Genomic DNA, 18103 nt, shown 5'->3' with positions numbered 1-18103 from the left:
GGTATCGCGGAAAGGCCTACAAACGAGAAAATAACAGCTAAGACGCTGGCGAGCGCCTGAATCCAGTCGGGAATGCCTACGAATGAAGAAGGACCGGGAATTAACGCCGAGAGCGCCTGATTAAGCGTATCGGTTATCTCTGGGTACCGGTTGTTTATGAGCGCGAGTGCCACTACCAGCAAAACCGCGCAGCCTACCGCTTTGAATAACGTTCGTCCCCGCATCCAAGCACTTAATTCTAGTCAGCCGAGAATGGCAATTCCTTCCTCGGAGAATAGATGGCTCACAAGCTCTAACCTGTCGGCCCCATCCGTAAACCTGTCCTTCCTAAGCTTACAACATACCCTCTTGCTATCTGCGCCATAGCTCATAATGTAACGGTATCTTATGAGCGAGTCGAAGAGGGCGCAATGAGCAAGCTGGCATATTATCGGGTATCCACCGGCGACCAGTCGATTGAAGGCCAGCGGAATTCCCTTGCCGGTCCTTTCGACAAAGAATTTTCTGATGAAGGTGTGTCAGGTGCTATCCCTGCCGCTGATCGTCCGGGGTTTGCTGCGCTGCTTAATTATATCCGGGAAGGCGATACCCTTCATATTGCTGCTATTGACCGTTTAGGTCGCGACGCGCTCGATATCCAAGCCACTATAAGGAAGCTGATCGAAAAGGGTGTAACGGTTGAAGTGCTTGGCCTTGGACCCATTGCTAAGGGCGTTGGGGAATTGGTGGTGGCAGTTCTGGCGCAAATTGCAGATATGGAGCGCAACAGGATCAAGGAACGCTGTGACGCCGGTAGAGAGGCTGCAAGGGCTGCTCTAGCAGCTACAGGGCGCACTCATAGGGGCAAGATCAGCCTTGGGCGTCCTTTTTCTGCGGATGCTGCCCATGTGGTGCAGTGGCGCAAAGACAACAGCGCCAGCATCAAAGGAACCGCAAAGCATTTTAGTTTGTCGGAGGCAACGGTGAAGCGTTACTGCGCAGCCGCCACATAAATGATCATGCGGATGCAATCTTAGCCGATCTATTGACCTTTTCTTGCAATCTACAAAAATGAACAGAAAGCTTCAACACTAACATATAAAAGCCAGTGTTATTTAAAGTAAATAACTTTTCTCTGCCTTCGCTTTCATTATGCGTATTCCAAGGTATTGAATGCGCTTCATCAAATCTCGCTATGTAATCGTCCGTGAGCGGTCCACCAGACGGCAAGAAGAAAATAGTAGTTATCTTCTGCGCCCTAATCGCTGACATTTTTTCCTTAATGATATTATCTTTAAGACCGTTCTTTCTTAAAACGCTCTCAAACGTCGATAATTTCACTAAAGGAACAAAAGTTATTCTAGTTGGTGTGTCTCGCCTGTTATTAGGGTCTATATCGCATGAGTTCGAGAGGACCAATCCTGAGATAGATTGCAGATCATTTTTATCGAAACGATATATTTTAAATCCGCGCCATCCATCCCCTTGAAGCATGTCAGCAGCGAATTCATTATTGTGATCACTCAAAAAGTAGTTTGCTTCACCGCCCTTAGAAATGATCCTAAGTTCTTCGACGAGAATCTTCTGATCCTCAGCCGTGAGATAGTGAGGTATTTGTTGTTTAAGGCTGTCTATATCGAAGCTCATGCCGGGCTTTAGGACTCATAAAGCTCGTCAATGTTGGCATCCCAGATCGCCTCTATATCGCTTCCCAACGCCTGCTGTCCTAGGAGCAATTCTGCATATATAGAAGCGATCTCTTTCGAGAATATATTGCGACTGGCCTCTATTCTGTTCTTAATGTCGCCCATGAATGGACTATAGGAGGGCATGTTCTGCACCATAGTGTAAGGCGCATTATGATGCTCCGGCCAAGCTACGTGACCAATTGCGAGTGCCGCACTAACCGCTAAGATTCTAGTGACGGTTTCCGTTGGCGAGGTGCCAGAGCTAACAATATTATTCATAGATCGGCCCCATAGCGTTCACTGCTTCATCTGTAAGGCAATCGAAGAACTGAATTTTGTTCGCTTTTCTGAGTTCGTCTACACTTTGTTCAACGATATCAGCAAAAGCACCAAAATCCGGGAAGCTAACATTCCTTATCGAGTCAACATCGACAACAACGCCAAACAATGACTTTCCATCTGCTAGAACAGCCTGCGCGCCAGTCGCAATAGAAATTAAATGAAGAAGTCCATTTTCTTCATTTCTCTCTATTCTAAGATTTATATTGTCATCCAGCTTTTCGGACGACCCGAGTTGCAAAGAGATATTAATCTTAGAAAGCTGCTCAGAAAGCGTGGGAGCTTCAATAATATTGACGTATTTAATGGAGTAACGCTCTACACCTCCCGGTATAGCAAATGATGCTACCTGCTTCGTGATCTCAACAATCTTGTCTTTAAAGGCAGGCCATTTAGGATAGGGCAGCTTGCAGCTAATAGTGAAGCTGCGATCACTGACGGAGATAAGATACTGCCCCAGGTCCAAGCGGGACACTGGCATGAATTGAAGGTTCGGATCAGCAGCGCGCATCGGATGCGGGAATTCTGCGGCAGGTAGCCGCTGAATCACTGGCTTGGGATCAATCACGCCGAACAGCGCACCCGGCAGAATGTCTGCGAGGGGAGGCGTTCCGTTAAGGCGAACCTCAAAGATAGCATCGACTAACGGTTCGCGTTCCAGAACCTTTGGTAGCCGTAGCATTAGGGGGGCCTTCTCCGCTTTGCATCGCAACTCTAACGAGACAACGAATCGACCGCAAGAGTCTTGCGAGAATCGGAATCGCTAGAGAGTCAATATCCCTGAGATTATTGAAAACAGGTTTATGAGCGCGGCCTCTATCATGGAGGAGAATCCGTGTCACCTGTCATCCCGATACAAAAACTACGGGGACTAACGCTTGGACTCCCCTGTCCTTGATTCGGAAAAAGGCAGTTAAACGCAATTTGTTGGGCGCTATGTGGGGTGAGTTTTCAGCGAGGCACAAAAATCCATTAAAAACAACACTTTAATGGAAAAGGTGGCGGAGACGGAGGGATTCGAACCCTCGGTACCGTATTCACAGTACGACGGTTTAGCAAACCGTTGGTTTCAGCCACTCACCCACGTCTCCAAACATGGCCTGAACACCCGCTTGGGGCGGGACAGCGGCTAGGCGAGAAGCGCTATAACGGCGGCTTTCACGCAAGGCAACGGGTGTATGCCAGGAAATTCTACAAACTTGTCCGCAGGATTCGTTCCAGCCCGGAATCGACTCGGGTCGCCGTTCGTTCATTGTCGTTTCAGCTTGCTTTCCGATAATCTGATAGTTGGTCGAAGAGCGGAAAATTCGGGGAGTAGCGGGCATGATCGGGATTTTAAGGCGTGCGGCGGCTCGCAATGTGCGGCGCGGTGCGATGGCATTCGCCGCTGCGGGTATGGTGTTCAGTCCCATTGTTGCGTCGGCGCAGGTGCGCACGGTCGATCCCAACACTGCGATCGACGCGGACCTCGCGCCCGTTCCGCCCGCGAACAGCACCCCGACCGACCCCGGCGTCGATCACAGCGTTCCGCCCCCCAGCAATACGGCGCCGGATTATGCCCCGCCTGCGGCGAACAGCACCGCCACCGGCGCGCCGGTAACGTCCAACTCGCCCCCTGCCGCCTTGAGCCCGAGCGAATCCTATCAGGAAGATGACCTGATCGGAGCGGCCGAGGGCGTCTTTGGCAAGGGGGCCGAAGGGCTTGCCGGCATGATCGAGAAGATCCTGAAGGATCAGGGCCGTCCCAACGCCTATATTGCCGGGCGGGAAGCATCCGGCGCCTTTGTTGTTGGCCTGCGCTATGGATCCGGCACGCTCAACCATAAGGTGGAAGGCAAGCGGGAGGTCTATTGGACGGGGCCGTCGATAGGCTTCGACGTGGGCGGCAACGCAGCCAACACGTTCGTCCTGGTCTATAATCTCTACGACACGCAGGACCTTTACCACCGCTTCCCCGCAGCCGAAGGCACGGCCTATCTCGTCGGCGGCTTCACAGCCAGCTACCTGCGTTGGGGCAGCGTCGTGCTGATCCCGATCCGCCTGGGCGTGGGTTATCGGCTGGGCATCAACGCTGGCTACATGAAGTTCACGGAAAAGCGGAACTGGCTCCCCTTCTGATTGGGTTCAAAGAACAAAGCTGAGCTGCTGGCCTCCCTCGACCGGCTCTTCGGCGTCGAGATTATGCACGCCAAGACCCAGCAGCCGAGCCCCCATGGGTAGCGGCAGCTGGGCAAGCAGCAGGGCACGCGCTGTTTCCGCAAGGAGGTCAGGCGACCGAACTGGGGCGCTCATGCTTTTCGACCGTGTGATGATCCGGAAATCGGCGAATTTGATCTTCAGGACGATGGTGCGGCCATAGGCGCCGCTCTTCTCGATCCTGCCCCATAGGCTTTGCGAGATACGGTCTATTTCGACGACCAGCGCGTCCTGCGTTATCAGGTCGTCGAAAAATGTATCCTCGACACTGACGGATTTTCTTTCCTGCCGTTCATGGACCGGCCGGTCGTCCTCTCCCCGCGCGGCACGATAATAGAAGGACGCAGCGCTGCCGAAATGCTGCTGCAGGAAAGGCAGGTCCCGCGCGCGAAGGTCGGCGCCGGTCTCAATCCCCAACGCCTGCATCCGCCGCGCCGTCACCGGCCCCACGCCATGGATGCGCCGAACAGGCATCTCCGCCATGAAGCCTGCTCCTTCGCCGGGCCGAACGACGCAAATGCCATCGGGTTTGTTCTGATCTGAAGCGAGTTTGGCTATCAACTTGTTGTAGGAGACGCCCGCCGAGGCGGTAAGACCCGTTTCTTCTCGGATCATGCGCCGGATTTCCTGGGCGATGACGGTTGCAGAGGCCAGGCCCGGCTTGTTCACCGTCACATCCAGATAGGCCTCATCAAGCGAAAGCGGCTGAATGATGTCGGTGAAGCGGATAAAAATCTCCCGCACCTGAGCCGAGACGGCGCGATACACCTCGAACCGGGGCTTCACGAACAGAAGGTCCGGACAGAGCCGCCGCGCCCGCGCGCCGGGCATGGCCGATTTCACGCCAAATGTGCGAGCCTCGTAGCTGGCGGTGGCAACGACCCCTCGGGGGCCGCCCCCACCCACGGCGATCGGCTTGCCCCGCAACGCCGGGTCATCCCGCTGTTCAACCGACGCATAAAAGGCATCCATGTCGATATGGATGATCTTGCGCGGCTCGGAATCCATGGCAGGGGTTTATGCCACAGCAGGAACGAAAGCGAAACGCGGAAGGCGTCGTCAGGTCAGGACTTCTTGTCCTTCAGGGACTGGAGGACAGCGAAAGGACTGGCCTGTTCTTCCGACAGGACGCCCGCTTCCCGCAGATAGGAGTCCGCGTCGGCAGAACGGGGATAGGGCGTCATGGCCAAGGCCATGGTTTCGGCGACCGCTTCCCCCATGTCGATCGTTTGCCCATCAAAGCCGATGACGTCGCAATCCTCCGAATCTATCTCCAGCTCTTCGTCATCGCCTTCATCGCCGCGCTCCGCGACGAAGCGCAGCAGGAATTCGGTGTCGATCTTCTCGGGCACGGCGACGCCGGTAGCGACACAGGGCTGGGCCAGCTCCGCCCGCACGCGCCCGCGTGCCTCGATGCCGCTATCCTTTTCGCTCAGTGCATAATCGGCTTCAAGGCGGCTGAGCGATAGCAGATTGAATCGCTTCGCCAGTGCCTCTCGCTCGTGGGCGTCGGCGGTGATGGTAACCCCTTGCGCATGTCGCGCGATCTGATCGGCGCGCACTGGGCGAGAGAATTCGGGTGCCGGGTTGCTCATCCAAGATCTCCGGTCAGCAAAGCGTCCAGCGGCAACGCGGAAAGCCGAACCCAGCGCGATCGCAAGCGAGATTCGACATGGGTCAAAGCGTCACCACCCGGCGTCGCGCCACGATACAGGTTGCGCTCCAGCGCTTCCCGCAACTCCGCCTCGCCCAGTAGTGCCGCCTTATAGGCTGACAGCCTGCCGCCCAGCGCGCTCACCATCCGGCCGATATGCTTGCCCACCACGACGTCGCCCACGCCTTCCTGACGCAGCTGGCCATCCATGTCGTCGACGAACAATTCGGTCAGCCAGACGCTTTCCTGCGCCGCGCCGAGTGCTTCCATCCGCATCAGCACCTCGGCGAGGATGGCAACGATCATGTCGAACCGCCCGTCCATCGTGTCGGGCACCTGGCCTTCCATGTACCAGTGCGGCTGACGGCCCTCATTGACGATCGCCTGATAGAGCGGCTGTATCGCGTCCTTGGGATCGGTTCGCGCGAACAGGCGCTGAAAGAGGTTTGGCATGTCGAAGCAGTTTCCTGGCTGAGCTGAGCGGAGGCCCCCTTGCCGGGGGTCGCGCATTTCCATATTGATCGGCGGGCCGCGCGATGCAATGGCGGCTTTGGTTTTCGCGTTTTCCCGGGACCTGTCCCGGCAGGAGAAGTTCATGCGTCAGTTCAGCCGACATCTGTTGCTCGCCGTCGGCCTTGGCGCGCTTGTCCTCGGTACGTCCGCCTGCACCCGCATCCGGACGCACCAGGGTTATCAGGTGGACAAGCTGCTGGTCGATTCGATCCAGCCGGGCATCGACAACCGCGCCTCCGTGGAAGGAATGCTGGGCCGACCCAGCTTCACCGCGCAATTCGGTGATCAGGATTGGTATTATGTGTCGCGCGACATGCGGGCACTGGCCTTCTCCAATCCAAAGCCGGTGGCCCAGACCGTATTGCATGTCCGTTTCGACCCCGCAGGCAACGTGATCGCCGTGGATCGCATGGGTCTTGAGCAGGTCGCCAAAATATCGCCTGCGGGCGACAAGACGCCGACCCTTGGCCGTCATCGCAGCCTGTTCGATGAGATTTTCGGGAACATCGGCGCGGTGGGCGCCGGTGGCATGGGCGGCGGCGGCGGTGGCAGCAATACCGGCGGCGGTCCTAACGGTTCCTAAGGACAGGATAGCAAGGCTGTCCGGGGGCAACGCTCCCTTTTAGCGAAGCCTTATTACCGGATTCCCCCTAACGGCAGTGGCAAGAAAGCCTCGCCTTCGCGAGTCTCGAGCAGGCTTGCGTGCCAGTGTCGGTGACATCGGAAAATTCCGGCGATCCAAGTCATTGGACTCGTTTGAAAACATGGTTAATTTTTCGCGTTAACAAATAGAGACTCGCAACGGCGACGGCTCAGGCATATGCTCGATTAGTATCGTCCGCCGTAAGACTAAAGTAGTATATCTCGCGCTGCACGTACGGCATACTACATAAGGTTAAAGTCAGAATATAACGCATTAACAGTTTGTTAGCGAATTCTGGCACTAACCCCAAATTTCCGCGAGCAGTTCAGGACTCTGGCCGCGCAAATATGCTAGTCATAACTCGTTGAAACGAAAAGAAAGGGTCGCACTGCAGGCATTTGGAAACTGGTCTTTCACGCTTCGTTTGGGGCCTGCTAACGAAGGTGGAAGGGATCATGAGGGGAATACCCAATGGCTTACCCAGTCAATGTGCGTCTGTTGTGCGGTAATGCAATTGTTAGAGAAGGGCTTAGCCGGATTCTCACTGAACGAGATTTCCGGGTTAACCAATATCCCAATATTGCCGCTGCACTCCAGAAGGCGGAGGTGCCGGAAGAAGATACCGGGCCGTCGCTGCTCCTGGTCGATAATGGAACCGAAGAACTTGATGCGGACAGCGTTGCCGTCCTTCAACGGCGATTCCCCTCTTCCTATCTGGTGGTTCTGTCCGACCGGTTCGATTTTCAGACGATGCTGAAGGCCTTCCGGCTTGGTGCAATGGGCTATATCATCAAGGAAATCAGCTGCGACCGCCTGGTGGCGACGCTGCATCTGGTGGCGATGGGCGAACGGGTGCTCCCACCGCAACTCGCCGATGAATTACAGTCGCGGCCGACACTCACGGACGCGTTGGAGGTTGAACGGCCAGTCGATGCCGCCAGCCTGTCGGATCGCGAGCTGGAAATCCTGCGCTGGCTGATCATGGGATGCCCCAACAAGGTGATCTCCAAGAGAATGGAGATCAGCGAGGCGACGGTGAAGGTCCATGTGAAGGCGGTGCTGCGCAAGCTGCGCGTGAAGAATCGCACGCAGGCTGCGATCTGGGCAGCCAATCATGGAATGCGTGGACGGGTGCCGGAGGTAGAGCCGGTAGTGCCAGTGGAGGTGACGATCCCCCATCCCGCACAGCTGCCGCCGCTTGAATTGGCTGCCATGCCGCTCAGCCGTGCCTGAACTGGACCGTGGCCCGAAAAGGGCTGCGGTCAACCCCCTCATGAATTCTGATGAGGCTCCTGCGCGCAAACGCAGGAGCCCTCAGAAGCCCGAGGCAGGGCAGGGCTTCGGCCTGTTGAACAATAGCAAAAGCTGCTATGCTGACCCCGTCCAAGACTCAAGGCGGGAGAGGCCCCATGGCTACGCGCTGGACCATCATGGGCAAGGAATTTGTCCACTGCAATTGCGCCTATGGTTGTCCCTGCCAGTTCAATGCGCTGCCGACGCATGGACATTGTCAGGCCGTTGCCGCGATCGACATCGAACAGGGTCATCATGACGACACCGACCTGTCCGGCCTGCGCATCGGCTTGATCGTCGCCTGGCCGGGACCGATCCATGAAGGTCGGGGCGAAGCCGTCCCGATCGTCGATGAACGGGCGGACGCCGCCCAGAGGGAAGCGTTGCTGCGCATCATGAGCGGGCTGGACACGGTGCCCGGCGCCACCTTCTTCCAGGTTTTTGCCACGACCTACACCAAGGTGCACGATCCCGTATACGCGCCCATCGACCTGCGGGTGGACATTGACGGCCGATCCGCCCGGCTGGCTGTTCCGGGCTGGATCGATGCCCGTGGCGAGCCGATCGTCAACCCAGTGACGGGAGAAGCCCATCGCGCGCGCATCAACCTGCCGCAGGGTTTTGAATATGATGTGTGCGAGGTCGGTCGCGGTTGGGCGCAAACCCAGGGGCCGGTCGATGTGCAGCTCAGCGATTCCCATGCGCAGTTCGCCGAGCTTCACCTGACCGAGAGTGGCGTTGTCCATTAGGTCGGTGCCTCCATCAGATGGCGGCCCTTCCGTTGTCCATCAACTATTGTCGCGAAATAGCCTGATCGTCGGAGCGGCGCTGTTGCTGCTGGTGGTGATGGCCTGGATGTGGCTGCTCTCCACGCCGGACGCCTCCATGGCGGACATGGCGGGGGCAGGGATGGCGGACATGCCGATGGGCGCGATGCCCATGGCCATTCAGCCCTTGTCGCCCAGCTATTTTCTCGCCGCCTTCGCCATGTGGTCGATCATGATGGTCGCCATGATGCTTCCTTCCGCCGCGCCCATGATATTGCTGCATGCGCGGATCGATCGAGCGACCAGTCACCATGCGCGTTTGCTGCACAGCCTTATGGTCATGGGCTCTTATCTGCTCATATGGATAAGTTTTTCAGCGATCGCGGCTGGTGCACAGGCCCTGCTGCTGCATGGTGGCTATTTGTCCGCCGCGACCTTGTCTCTGGGTGGTCGCCTAGGCGCTGCTGGCCTGTTGCTGGTGGCGGCTCTCTATGAATTGACGCCCGCCAAGCATCGCTGCCTGGAAAACTGTCAGTCGCCGCTCATCTTCATTCATCGCTACTGGTGCCCCGGTGCAGGCGGCGCGTTCCGGATCGGCATGCGGCATGGACTTTATTGTCTGGGCTGCTGCTGGGCGCTGATGCTGCTGCTGTTTGTGGGTGGCGTCATGAATCTCGCCTGGATCGCATTTTTCACATGCCTGGTCGCAGCCCAGAAGATGGCGCCGCCGCGCTGGCGGTTGGATCGGTGGACCGCTGCATTCCTGTTTTTCGCGGCACTGTTTGTCGCGCTTCGCTGACGACGGGTGAGCCGCGCGGCAACGGGGCCGGACCGGAGCAACCGCTGCGTCGCGCAGCAGTTGCTCCGATGCGGGACTGTCAGCCGATGGTTTCTTCGAAAATAGCCATCGTGCGTTCGAACCGGGCGAACAACTCGTCAAGCTCTTCGGCGGTGATGATAAGCGGCGGGCAGAAGACGATCGTATCGCCCAGCGCCCGTACGATCAGGCCCTGCGTCAGCCCGATTTCGACCAAGCGCGCCCCGGCCTTTACTGCGGGATCGAAGCTGGTCCCGTTTTCAGGATCGGCATAAAGCTCGATCGCGGCAACGAGGCCTACGCCACGCACTTCACCGACATATTTACGGCCTTCATAACTGCGCAGCGCCTTCCAGAATTGCGGCATCAATGACTGCACATGGCCGACGACATTATCTTCTTCGTAGATTTTGAGCGTTTCCAGCGCGATGGCGCAACTCACCGGATGGCCCGAATAGGTGAAGCCGTGGCCGAAGGTGCCGATGGTGCCGCTGTTCCGGGCGATGGGCGCATAGACCTTCTCATTCACCATCACGGCGGAGATCGGTGCATAGCCGGATGACAGTCCTTTCGCCGTGGTGAGGATATCGGGCTTCATGCCGAAAGTGGTCGAACCGAACATCTCACCCGTCCGGCCATAGCCGCACACCACTTCGTCCGCGACGAGCAGCACGTCATACTTCGCCAGTACCTTCTGGACCTTTTCGAAATAGGTCGCTGGCGGAACGAGCACCCCGCCCGCGCCCATGACCGGTTCGGCGAAGAAGGCGGCGACCGTCTCCGGCCCTTCCTCCAGGATCAGCTTTTCAAGATTGTCGGCGAGGCGGGTCGCGAAATCTTCCTCGCTTTCGCCAGGTTCGGCATAGCGGAAGTAATGCGGGCAATCGGTATGCAGAATATTATGGATGGGCAGGTCGAAATCGCGATGATTGGTGACAAGCCCGCTCAGGCTGGCCGACGCCACGGTAACGCCGTGATAGGCGTTGCGTCGGGCGATGATCTTCTTCTTCTCCGGCTTGCCGATGGCATTATGATAATACCAGATCAGCTTCACAGCAGAATCGTTTGCTTCAGATCCGCTGTTGGCAAAAAACACCTTCGACATCGGCACGGGCGCGATCGACAGCAGCTTGTTGGCCAGCGCGATCACGGCCGGATTGGAACGTCCGGTGAAGGTGTGGTAATAGGGTAATCCACGCAGCGCTTCGCAGCCCGCCTTGGCCAGACGCTCGTTGCTGAAGCCCAGGGAGGCGCACCACAGCGCTGATACAGCTTCAAGATAGCGGTTCCCCCGATCGTCTTCCACGAAGACGCCATCGCCCTTGGTTATAACGAGGGGGCCGACCTCGGGATGGGTCGCCAAGTTCGTGAAGGAGTGGAAGTGAGCTGCAATATCAGCTGCAGCATTTTCGCTGGGATCGTACATTATCTTCGTGCTTCCGATCGTTTAGAAACTGACATTTCGGCCGTCTCCGAGATGGATATGCGCCCGACGACCATTACGCGCAGAATGTGGGGATCGACTTACCCTCATCCATGCAGGGAAGTAGCGTGCCCGTCGGATGCATAAGAATTTTGTGGACACTTATCAACACATGATCAGGGGACGGGGCGGTTTGTCTGCGATTTCCGTCGATTGAAGGCAGCGAACAAGTCCAGATAGAGCGATTTTCCAGCTTTTCGCCGACCGGGATGCTGAATTGGGTCGATCCATCCATATATGCGATTCTCAGGCCCAATGATGGAGGGTAGTTGGAGTTGCCATGACCCGACGCGTGCCCTTCCAAGGCTTTGCGCCGCCCATACGCCCTCAGGCACCGCTTCGGCGAGCGATCACCGCCGCCTACCGGCGGGAAGAACCCGCGTGCATCGCGCCGCTGCTGGAAGCCGCGACTCTTGAGCCATCGGATCGCGAAGCGATCAGAAAAGTCGCCCGTCAGCTCGTGACCATGCTCCGCGCCAACCACAGGGGTAATGGCGTGGAAGGGCTGATCCAGGAATATTCACTTTCCAGTGAAGAGGGCGTGGCGCTGATGTGCCTCGCCGAAGCGTTGCTGCGTATCCCCGATCAGACGACACGCGACGCATTGATCCGCGACAAGCTTTCTAATGGCGATTGGGGATCGCATCTGGGCGGCGGCAAATCACTGTTCGTCAACGCAGCGACATGGGGCCTGGTCGTGACCGGCAAGCTGGTCGGCAGCGTCGATGATGATGGGCTGGGCGCCGCGCTGACGCGGCTGGTGGCGCGCGCGGGGGAGCCGGTGATCCGTCGCGGCGTCGATCTCGCCATGCGGATGATGGGCGAACAGTTCGTCACGGGCGAGACGATCGAGCAGGCACTGAAGCGCGCCCGGAGTATGGAAGCGAAGGGCTTCCGCTACAGCTACGACATGCTGGGTGAGGCGGCGACGACCGGGGCCGATGCCGACCGTTATCACGCCGATTATGAGCGTGCCATTCACGCGATCGGAAAGGCGGCGCGCGGACGCGGCGTGTATGAAGGCCCCAGCATCTCGATCAAGCTTTCGGCGCTACATCCCCGCTATGCCCGCTCTCAGGCGGGTCGGGTGATGGGGGAATTGCTGCCCCGCGTGCGGCAATTGGCCCTGCTCGCCAAAAGCTATGATATCGGCCTCAACATAGATGCCGAGGAGATGGACCGGCTCGAACTCTCTCTCGACCTTCTCGAAAGTCTGGCGACAGACGCGGAATTGGCAGGATGGGATGGCCTGGGGTTCGTCATTCAAGCCTATGGCAAGCGCTGCCCCTTCGTCATCGACTGGATCATCGATCTTGCCCGGCGTTCAGGACGCCGCATGATGGTCCGTCTGGTGAAGGGCGCCTATTGGGACGCGGAGATCAAGCGCGCTCAGGTGGACGGCCTTGCCGACTTCCCGGTCTACACGCGCAAGGTGCACACCGATGTCGCCTATATCGCCTGCGCAAAAAAGCTGCTTGCGGCGCCCGATGCGATCTTTCCGCAATTTGCGACCCATAATGCGCAGACCCTCGCGACCATCTACCACATTGCCGGGCCTGATTTCAGCGTCGGCCAATATGAGTTTCAGTGCCTGCATGGCATGGGAGAGCCGCTTTACGAACAGGTCGTGGGGAAGGAAAATCTCGATCGCCCGTGCCGCATATATGCGCCGGTTGGCACGCATGAGACGCTGCTCGCCTATCTGGTCCGCCGCTTGCTTGAGAATGGCGCCAACTCTTCCTTCGTCCATCGTATCGCGGACCCGGCGGTTTCGGTCGAGAATCTGATCGCTGACCCGGCCGAGGTGGTCCGTGCCATGCCCAATTCCGGCGCGAAGCATGACCAGATTGCCCTGCCTGCCGATCTGTATCCCGATCGCCGCAATTCAACCGGCTTCGACCTTAGCGATGAAGCCACACTCGACGCCCTGTCGCAGGCCCTTCGCGATAGCGCCGCGATCGAATGGAGAGCGGCCCCGACCTTCGGTTCGGGCGAAAAGCGCGCTATACTCAATCCGGCCGATCATCGGGACATGGTTGGCACGGTGGTGGAACTGGCGGCCGGGGACGCCTCTGCCCTCGTGTCTCGTGCCGCGACATCCGATTGGGGCGGCAGGTCCGTGGAGGAGCGCGCAGCTATTCTGGAACGCGCTGCCGACGCGATGCAGGCGCGTATGCCGATCCTGCTTGGCCTATTGATCCGCGAAGCCGGAAAATCTCTTCCCAACGCGATCGGGGAGGTTCGCGAGGCGGTCGATTTCCTCCGCTATTATGCGGCGCAGGCACGGGCCAATCTCGGCGCCGGGCAGGAGCCTCTGGGGCCGATCCTGTGCATCAGTCCGTGGAATTTTCCCCTCGCAATCTTCACTGGTCAGGTCGCTGCCGCTTTGGTTGCAGGTAATCCGGTGCTGGCAAAACCTGCGGTCCAGACGCCACTGATCGCGGCAGAGGCCGTGCGCTTGCTGCACGAGGCGGGCGTTCCCCCGCATGCTCTTCAGCTGGCGCCGGGCGATGGCGCCTTGGGCAGCGCTCTGGTAGCGGCGCCGGAAACCGCAGGCGTGATGTTCACGGGATCGACCGCCGTCGCGCGACTGATCCAGGGCCAGCTTGCCAAAAGGCTTTCACCCGCAGGCCACCCTATTCCGTTTATCGCCGAAACGGGCGGACAGAACGCGATGATCGTGGACTCGTCTGCTCTCGCCGAACAGGTGGTGGCGGACGTGCTGGTCTCCGCATTCGACAGTGCGGGCCAGCGCTGCTCCGCGCTGCGCATACTCTGCCTGCAGGAAGAGGTCGCGGATCGCATTCTCCTGATGCTCAAGGGCGCGTTACGGGAAATGCGCGTTGGCAGCACAGATGCGCTGAGGACGGATATCGGGCCGGTGATCACGTCGGCAGCGAAGATGGCGATCGATCAGCACATTGCCAGAATGCGCGAGCGCGGAAAAGGGGTTGATCAACTCACCCTGCCTGCCGAGGCGGCGCTCGGCACCTTCGTTGCGCCGACGATTATCGAGATCGACGATATAGCCGAACTGGAGCGGGAGGTTTTCGGCCCGGTCCTGCATGTCGTGCGTTTCCGGCGGGAGCGGTTGGGCGCGCTGATCGATTCGATCAACGCCACTGGCTATGGGCTGACCTTCGGCCTTCACACCCGGCTCGATGAAACCATCTCCTATGTCACATCGCGGGTGAGGGCGGGCAACCTTTACGTGAACCGCAACATGATCGGTGCGGTTGTCGGTGTCCAGCCGTTCGGGGGCTGTGGGCTTTCTGGAACGGGACCCAAGGCTGGCGGGCCGCTTTATCTTAACCGGCTGGTGACGCGGCCATTCGCGTGTGGATGGAAGTCGCGGCATCCGGCTTCACCCATCCATGATTTCGCGAACTGGCTGGAAGCAAAGGGAGAAATGGGCAGCGCGTCGAAAGCCCACGACTATGCCGCCGCTCCTGCCTTGGGAGTGGAACGCGCGCTCGCCGGACCAGTAGGGGAACGTAATCTTTACAGCCTGCATCCCCGTGGTCAGGTGCTGATGAAGCCGCAGAGCCGGGATGGCTTGTTCGAACAGATGGCCGCCATCCTTGCGACCGGAAACCGGGGCGTGGCTGCGGAGGCGCTTCCCGACGATCTGCCCTCCAATGTCGCCGCTGCATTTGCGGCCCTGCCTGACGGGCCTTATGCAGTTGCGCTGGTGGAAGGAGACGAGGCAGCCGTTGCCCGAGCCGTGGCGGAAGTCGCGGCTATGCCGGGGCCGATCATTTCCGTTCACGCAGCCGAGCAGGACCAACCCCTTGCCTATCATTGCGATTGGTTGCTTGAAGAAGTGTCGATTTCCATCAACACGACCGCTGCCGGAGGTAATGCCAGCCTGATGATGATCGGATAAGCGCTTACGCCGACGCTTCCATAGCCGATCCCTTCACAAATTGCGCTACAGCAGCTTCAACCGGATGTTGCGGAATTCCACCTTCATTGGCGGACCTACGTGCGCCTGCATCCCGATCTCGCCCTTGCGCCGAGGATCCGCCGACTCATCCATCGCCGCCGCCATCAATTGGCCGTTCAACAGATGATAGATGGCCGGACCCTTGGCGATGATATGGGCTTCGTTCCATTCAGCTTTGATCGCTGCTTTCAGAGGGCCGGGCTCACCAATGGAACTGATTATTTGCGACGGCGGTGACGTTGTTCGCGCAAACTGACCACGGCGCGCGATAAAGCCGCGCCCCCGCTCCTCGTAGACCATGGCCGTGAAGAGATTCCGGCCATCGATATCGAACTGTAGTCCTGACATGGCGAAGCGATTGGTAGGCGTGATCTCGTCTTTGACAACGGTGCTGCGGTAGTTGACCCCGCTATTGCCTTCAGGGTTGATCCGATATTCCGCCTTCAATTCGAAATCCTCAGGCTTTCCGCCTTCCCAGATCAGGAAAGTGTTGCTCCGAAGCAGGGTGTCCGGCGTCACTTCGCCAACTATGCAGTTATCTTCCACGCGCCAGTATCGCGGATCACCGCGCCAGCCCGCCAGGGTGTGGCCGTCAAACAAGGATTTGAACCCTGGCCCGTCGCCGTCAACCGGCCGGGGCATCAGGGGCATGGCTTTTGGCGCAAGTGCCTCTGACCGTTGCGCCGCCACGGCCAAGCGAGGGAACAGCGTCAATGTGGTCGCTGCGGCGATGAATGTCCGACGTCCGGTCCTTTGATCCATGTTGCTCTCCAGTGTCGACACGCTGGTTCGACGATTAACAGCATGGTCGCGAAAAGTCCTGTACCGCCCACACCGCCGGAAGGATCATCCAGAGCGATATATTGCTGGCGACGGTAATTGGGTCTCGTAGGACAGCGTCCGGCGATTTTCTGTCGAAAGCGCTGTAAAATCAGTCGCTCGCTTGGCGCCTTTAGCGTCCAAAAATGGTGCCCAGAAGAGGACTCGAACCTCCACGACCTTGCGATCGCCAGCACCTGAAGCTGGTGCGTCTACCAATTCCGCCATCTGGGCACGGGGTAGGACGGCGCGATTAGCCGTTGGTCTGCGCACTGTCAATTCCGTGGCGGGCATTATTTTTCTTCCTTTCTGGTTTTCTGCGCGTCAGCGTCTATTGCATCAGGCAGGACGCATTGATCGCCAGTGGAGACAGCCGATAGCCCCCTTCCAAGCCGCGCCGCTGGCGCTGTTCGCCCGTCCCGATGGGGTCCGGCTCGCATACCGGCATCGTGCGGGTGCCGGGCCGACGATCGTCTTTCTGCCGGGCTACATGTCCGACATGGAGGGCGGCAAGGCGGTGGCGATCGATGCCTGGGCGGCGGAGACGGGACGGGCGATGCTGCGGCTGGACTATGGCGGTAACGGCGCCAGCGAAGGCCGTTTTGAGGATGGCACGCTCGCCAGCTGGCGCGACGATGCGCTGTTGCTGATCGATGCCCTGACGGAAGGACCGCTGCTGTTGGTGGGGTCGTCCATGGGCGGCTGGATTGCCCTGCTGATCGCGCTGGCTCGCCCTGACCGCGTTGTCGGGCTGGTCGGCATCGCGGCCGCGCCGGATTTCACCGAATGGGGCTTTAGCGACGCGGACAAGGCCTTGCTGGCCACCCAGGGGCGCCTGACCGAACCCACGCCCTATGGCGATCAACCGCTGGTGACGACGCTTGCCTTCTGGCAGTCGGGCCAAGCGCTACGCCTGTTGAACGGTCCTGTCGCCATTGATTGCCCCGTCCGGCTGCTTCAAGGGCAGGAGGACCGCGACGTTCCGTGGCAGACCGCGCTGCGGCTGGCCCAGCGCCTGCATTCATATGACGTGCAGACGCTGCTGATTAAGGATGGCGACCACCGCCTGTCGCGCGATGGCGACATTGCATTGCTGATCCACACTCTCGGCAGTCTTTTGGACAATCTTTGATGAGCTTTTTTCTCCCGCTTCTGCTTTTGACGCCGCAAGCCTATGATCCGGAAATAGAGGCCGTGATGAACCGGCCCAAGAAGGAGGAGCAGGCGCCCGTACCAAGCCCCGCTGCTGACGGCCGCATTCCCGTTCCGGAAAAATATGCCAAGCCCTTCCAGGCATGTCTCGACGAGGCGATTCAGTCGCCCGAGCAGGGCGTCGCATTCGCGCAGAAATGGCGCTTGGAAGGGGGCAGCTTCTACGCCCGCCATTGCATGGGTTTCGCCTATGCCCGTGCGGAGCGGTGGGCGCCTGCGATCGTGTCTTTCGAACAGGCCGCTGATGAGGCCGAGCGCGGCGGTGAAATGGCGCAGAGCGCGCGCTTATGGGCGCAGGCCGGTAATGCCGCGCTGGCGGCGGGCGATCCCGCCAAGGCGCGCACCAGTTTCGATGCGGCACTGGCGCGCGGCCTGCCCGACGGCGTGGAAAAGGGGGAAACGCATCTGGATCGCGCCCGCGCCCTCGTCGCGCTGGCCGAAGTCAAGGAAGCACGCGATTCGCTCGATGTGGCGCTTGCCCAAGTGCCGCAGGACCCGCTGGCGTGGCTGCTCTCGGCCACGCTCGCCCGCCGCGCGGGGGAGTTGAAGCTGGCGCAGGCGCATATCGCGCGGGCGGTGCAGCTCTCTCCCGATGACGCATCGGTGGCTTTGGAAGAGGGCAATATCGCTGTCCTGACCGACCATGCCGACATCGCCCGCGCGGCTTGGCAAAGAGCAGTCAAGCTCGCGCCGCAATCGCCCGCGGGCAAGGCGGCCGCCGATAACCTGACCCGGCTGCCGCCCGCCTGAACCC

The 18103-nt window shown here is 59.1% G+C and carries 17 protein-coding genes and 2 tRNA genes; 9 read left to right on the top strand and 10 right to left on the bottom strand.

Going from position 1 to position 18103, the window contains the following annotated elements:
* The first annotated feature begins 410 nt into the window (after positions 1-410).
* Positions 411-992, top strand: a complete 582-nt coding sequence (locus ACZ5TB_RS11485; protein WP_464791332.1) for a recombinase family protein — start codon at positions 411-413, stop codon at positions 990-992.
* A 4-nt stretch (positions 993-996) separates the two neighbouring features.
* Here ACZ5TB_RS11485 and ACZ5TB_RS11480 read toward each other — a convergent pair whose 3' ends face one another.
* The 4 genes from ACZ5TB_RS11480 to ACZ5TB_RS11465 form a co-directional block, all read right to left on the bottom strand.
* A complete protein-coding gene (locus ACZ5TB_RS11480) occupies positions 997-1626 on the bottom strand; it encodes a hypothetical protein (protein ID WP_464791331.1) in 630 nt (209 codons plus the stop codon).
* 8 nt (positions 1627-1634) lie between these two features.
* Positions 1635-1946 carry a hypothetical protein gene (locus ACZ5TB_RS11475; RefSeq protein WP_464791330.1) on the bottom strand — a complete coding sequence of 104 codons (312 nt, stop codon included), beginning with the start codon at positions 1944-1946 and terminating at the stop codon, positions 1635-1637.
* The gene (locus ACZ5TB_RS11470) at positions 1939-2688 is read right to left on the bottom strand and encodes a TIGR04255 family protein (protein ID WP_464791329.1); all 750 of its coding nucleotides are present in this window, start codon (positions 2686-2688) and stop codon (positions 1939-1941) included. The genes ACZ5TB_RS11475 and ACZ5TB_RS11470 overlap by 8 nt, the downstream gene beginning before the upstream one ends.
* A 317-nt stretch (positions 2689-3005) precedes the next feature.
* Positions 3006-3097: transfer RNA gene (locus ACZ5TB_RS11465), tRNA-Ser, on the bottom strand.
* A gap of 232 nt (positions 3098-3329) precedes the next feature.
* On the opposite strand from ACZ5TB_RS11465, the gene ACZ5TB_RS11460 reads away from it, so the two are divergent.
* The gene (locus ACZ5TB_RS11460) at positions 3330-4124 is read left to right on the top strand and encodes a DUF1134 domain-containing protein (protein WP_464791328.1); all 795 of its coding nucleotides are present in this window, start codon (positions 3330-3332) and stop codon (positions 4122-4124) included.
* Positions 4125-4130: 6 nt separating this feature from the next.
* Here ACZ5TB_RS11460 and dinB read toward each other — a convergent pair whose 3' ends face one another.
* Genes dinB through ACZ5TB_RS11445 form a run of 3 tightly spaced genes read right to left on the bottom strand, consistent with a single transcriptional unit; the run spans position 4131 to position 6309 of the window.
* On the bottom strand, positions 4131-5210 hold the full coding sequence (dinB, locus tag ACZ5TB_RS11455; RefSeq protein ID WP_464791327.1) for a DNA polymerase IV: 1080 nt from the start codon (positions 5208-5210) through the stop codon (positions 4131-4133).
* Between the two features lie 56 nt (positions 5211-5266).
* Positions 5267-5797 (bottom strand): YceD family protein, encoded by a 531-nt coding sequence (locus tag ACZ5TB_RS11450; RefSeq protein WP_464791326.1) that lies wholly within the window; start codon positions 5795-5797, stop codon positions 5267-5269.
* Positions 5794-6309: a ubiquinol-cytochrome C chaperone family protein gene (locus tag ACZ5TB_RS11445; protein WP_464791325.1), complete on the bottom strand. Its 516-nt coding sequence runs from the start codon at positions 6307-6309 to the stop codon at positions 5794-5796. The genes ACZ5TB_RS11450 and ACZ5TB_RS11445 overlap by 4 nt, the downstream gene beginning before the upstream one ends.
* 88 nt (positions 6310-6397) lie before the next feature.
* On the opposite strand from ACZ5TB_RS11445, the gene ACZ5TB_RS11440 reads away from it, so the two are divergent.
* The 4 genes from ACZ5TB_RS11440 (at position 6398) to ACZ5TB_RS11425 (ending at position 9871) form a co-directional block, all read left to right on the top strand.
* The gene (locus tag ACZ5TB_RS11440; protein ID WP_464791324.1) at positions 6398-6952 is read left to right on the top strand and encodes an outer membrane protein assembly factor BamE; all 555 of its coding nucleotides are present in this window, start codon (positions 6398-6400) and stop codon (positions 6950-6952) included.
* 531 nt (positions 6953-7483) lie between these two features.
* On the top strand, positions 7484-8245 hold the full coding sequence (locus ACZ5TB_RS11435) for a LuxR C-terminal-related transcriptional regulator (protein WP_464791323.1): 762 nt from the start codon (positions 7484-7486) through the stop codon (positions 8243-8245).
* A gap of 176 nt (positions 8246-8421) precedes the next feature.
* Positions 8422-9054, top strand: a complete 633-nt coding sequence (locus tag ACZ5TB_RS11430) for a DUF1326 domain-containing protein (RefSeq protein WP_464791322.1) — start codon at positions 8422-8424, stop codon at positions 9052-9054.
* Positions 9055-9100: 46 nt separating this feature from the next.
* The gene (locus tag ACZ5TB_RS11425; protein WP_464791321.1) at positions 9101-9871 is read left to right on the top strand and encodes a DUF2182 domain-containing protein; all 771 of its coding nucleotides are present in this window, start codon (positions 9101-9103) and stop codon (positions 9869-9871) included.
* A 79-nt stretch (positions 9872-9950) separates the two neighbouring features.
* On the opposite strand, the gene ACZ5TB_RS11420 is transcribed toward ACZ5TB_RS11425, so the two are convergent.
* Positions 9951-11252, bottom strand: a complete 1302-nt coding sequence (locus ACZ5TB_RS11420) for an aminotransferase (protein WP_464791320.1) — start codon at positions 11250-11252, stop codon at positions 9951-9953.
* Positions 11253-11652: 400 nt separating this feature from the next.
* Here ACZ5TB_RS11420 and putA point away from each other — a divergent pair, with 400 nt between their 5' ends.
* Positions 11653-15258 carry a trifunctional transcriptional regulator/proline dehydrogenase/L-glutamate gamma-semialdehyde dehydrogenase gene (gene putA, locus ACZ5TB_RS11415; RefSeq protein ID WP_464791319.1) on the top strand — a complete coding sequence of 1202 codons (3606 nt, stop codon included), beginning with the start codon at positions 11653-11655 and terminating at the stop codon, positions 15256-15258.
* A gap of 45 nt (positions 15259-15303) precedes the next feature.
* Here the strand turns inward: putA and ACZ5TB_RS11410 are convergent, their stop codons facing one another.
* Positions 15304-16080, bottom strand: coding sequence for a 3-keto-disaccharide hydrolase (locus tag ACZ5TB_RS11410; protein ID WP_464791318.1), 777 nt, complete (start codon positions 16078-16080; stop codon positions 15304-15306).
* 204 nt (positions 16081-16284) lie between these two features.
* Positions 16285-16371: transfer RNA gene (locus tag ACZ5TB_RS11405), tRNA-Leu, on the bottom strand.
* A 142-nt stretch (positions 16372-16513) separates the two neighbouring features.
* On the opposite strand from ACZ5TB_RS11405, the gene ACZ5TB_RS11400 reads away from it, so the two are divergent.
* Both ACZ5TB_RS11400 and ACZ5TB_RS11395 read left to right on the top strand, forming a co-directional pair.
* The gene (locus tag ACZ5TB_RS11400; RefSeq protein ID WP_464792543.1) at positions 16514-17269 is read left to right on the top strand and encodes an alpha/beta fold hydrolase; all 756 of its coding nucleotides are present in this window, start codon (positions 16514-16516) and stop codon (positions 17267-17269) included.
* Entirely contained in the window at positions 17269-18099 is an 831-nt protein-coding gene (locus ACZ5TB_RS11395; RefSeq protein ID WP_464791317.1) for a tetratricopeptide repeat protein, read from the top strand. Before ACZ5TB_RS11400 ends, ACZ5TB_RS11395 begins: the two co-directional genes overlap by 1 nt.
* The last annotated feature ends 4 nt before the right edge of the window (positions 18100-18103 follow it).

Source organism: Sphingobium sp. TomTYG74 (assembly GCF_055393875.1).
Note: the sequence above shows the minus strand (reverse complement) of the source record. Positions and strands in the feature narration are given on the sequence as shown.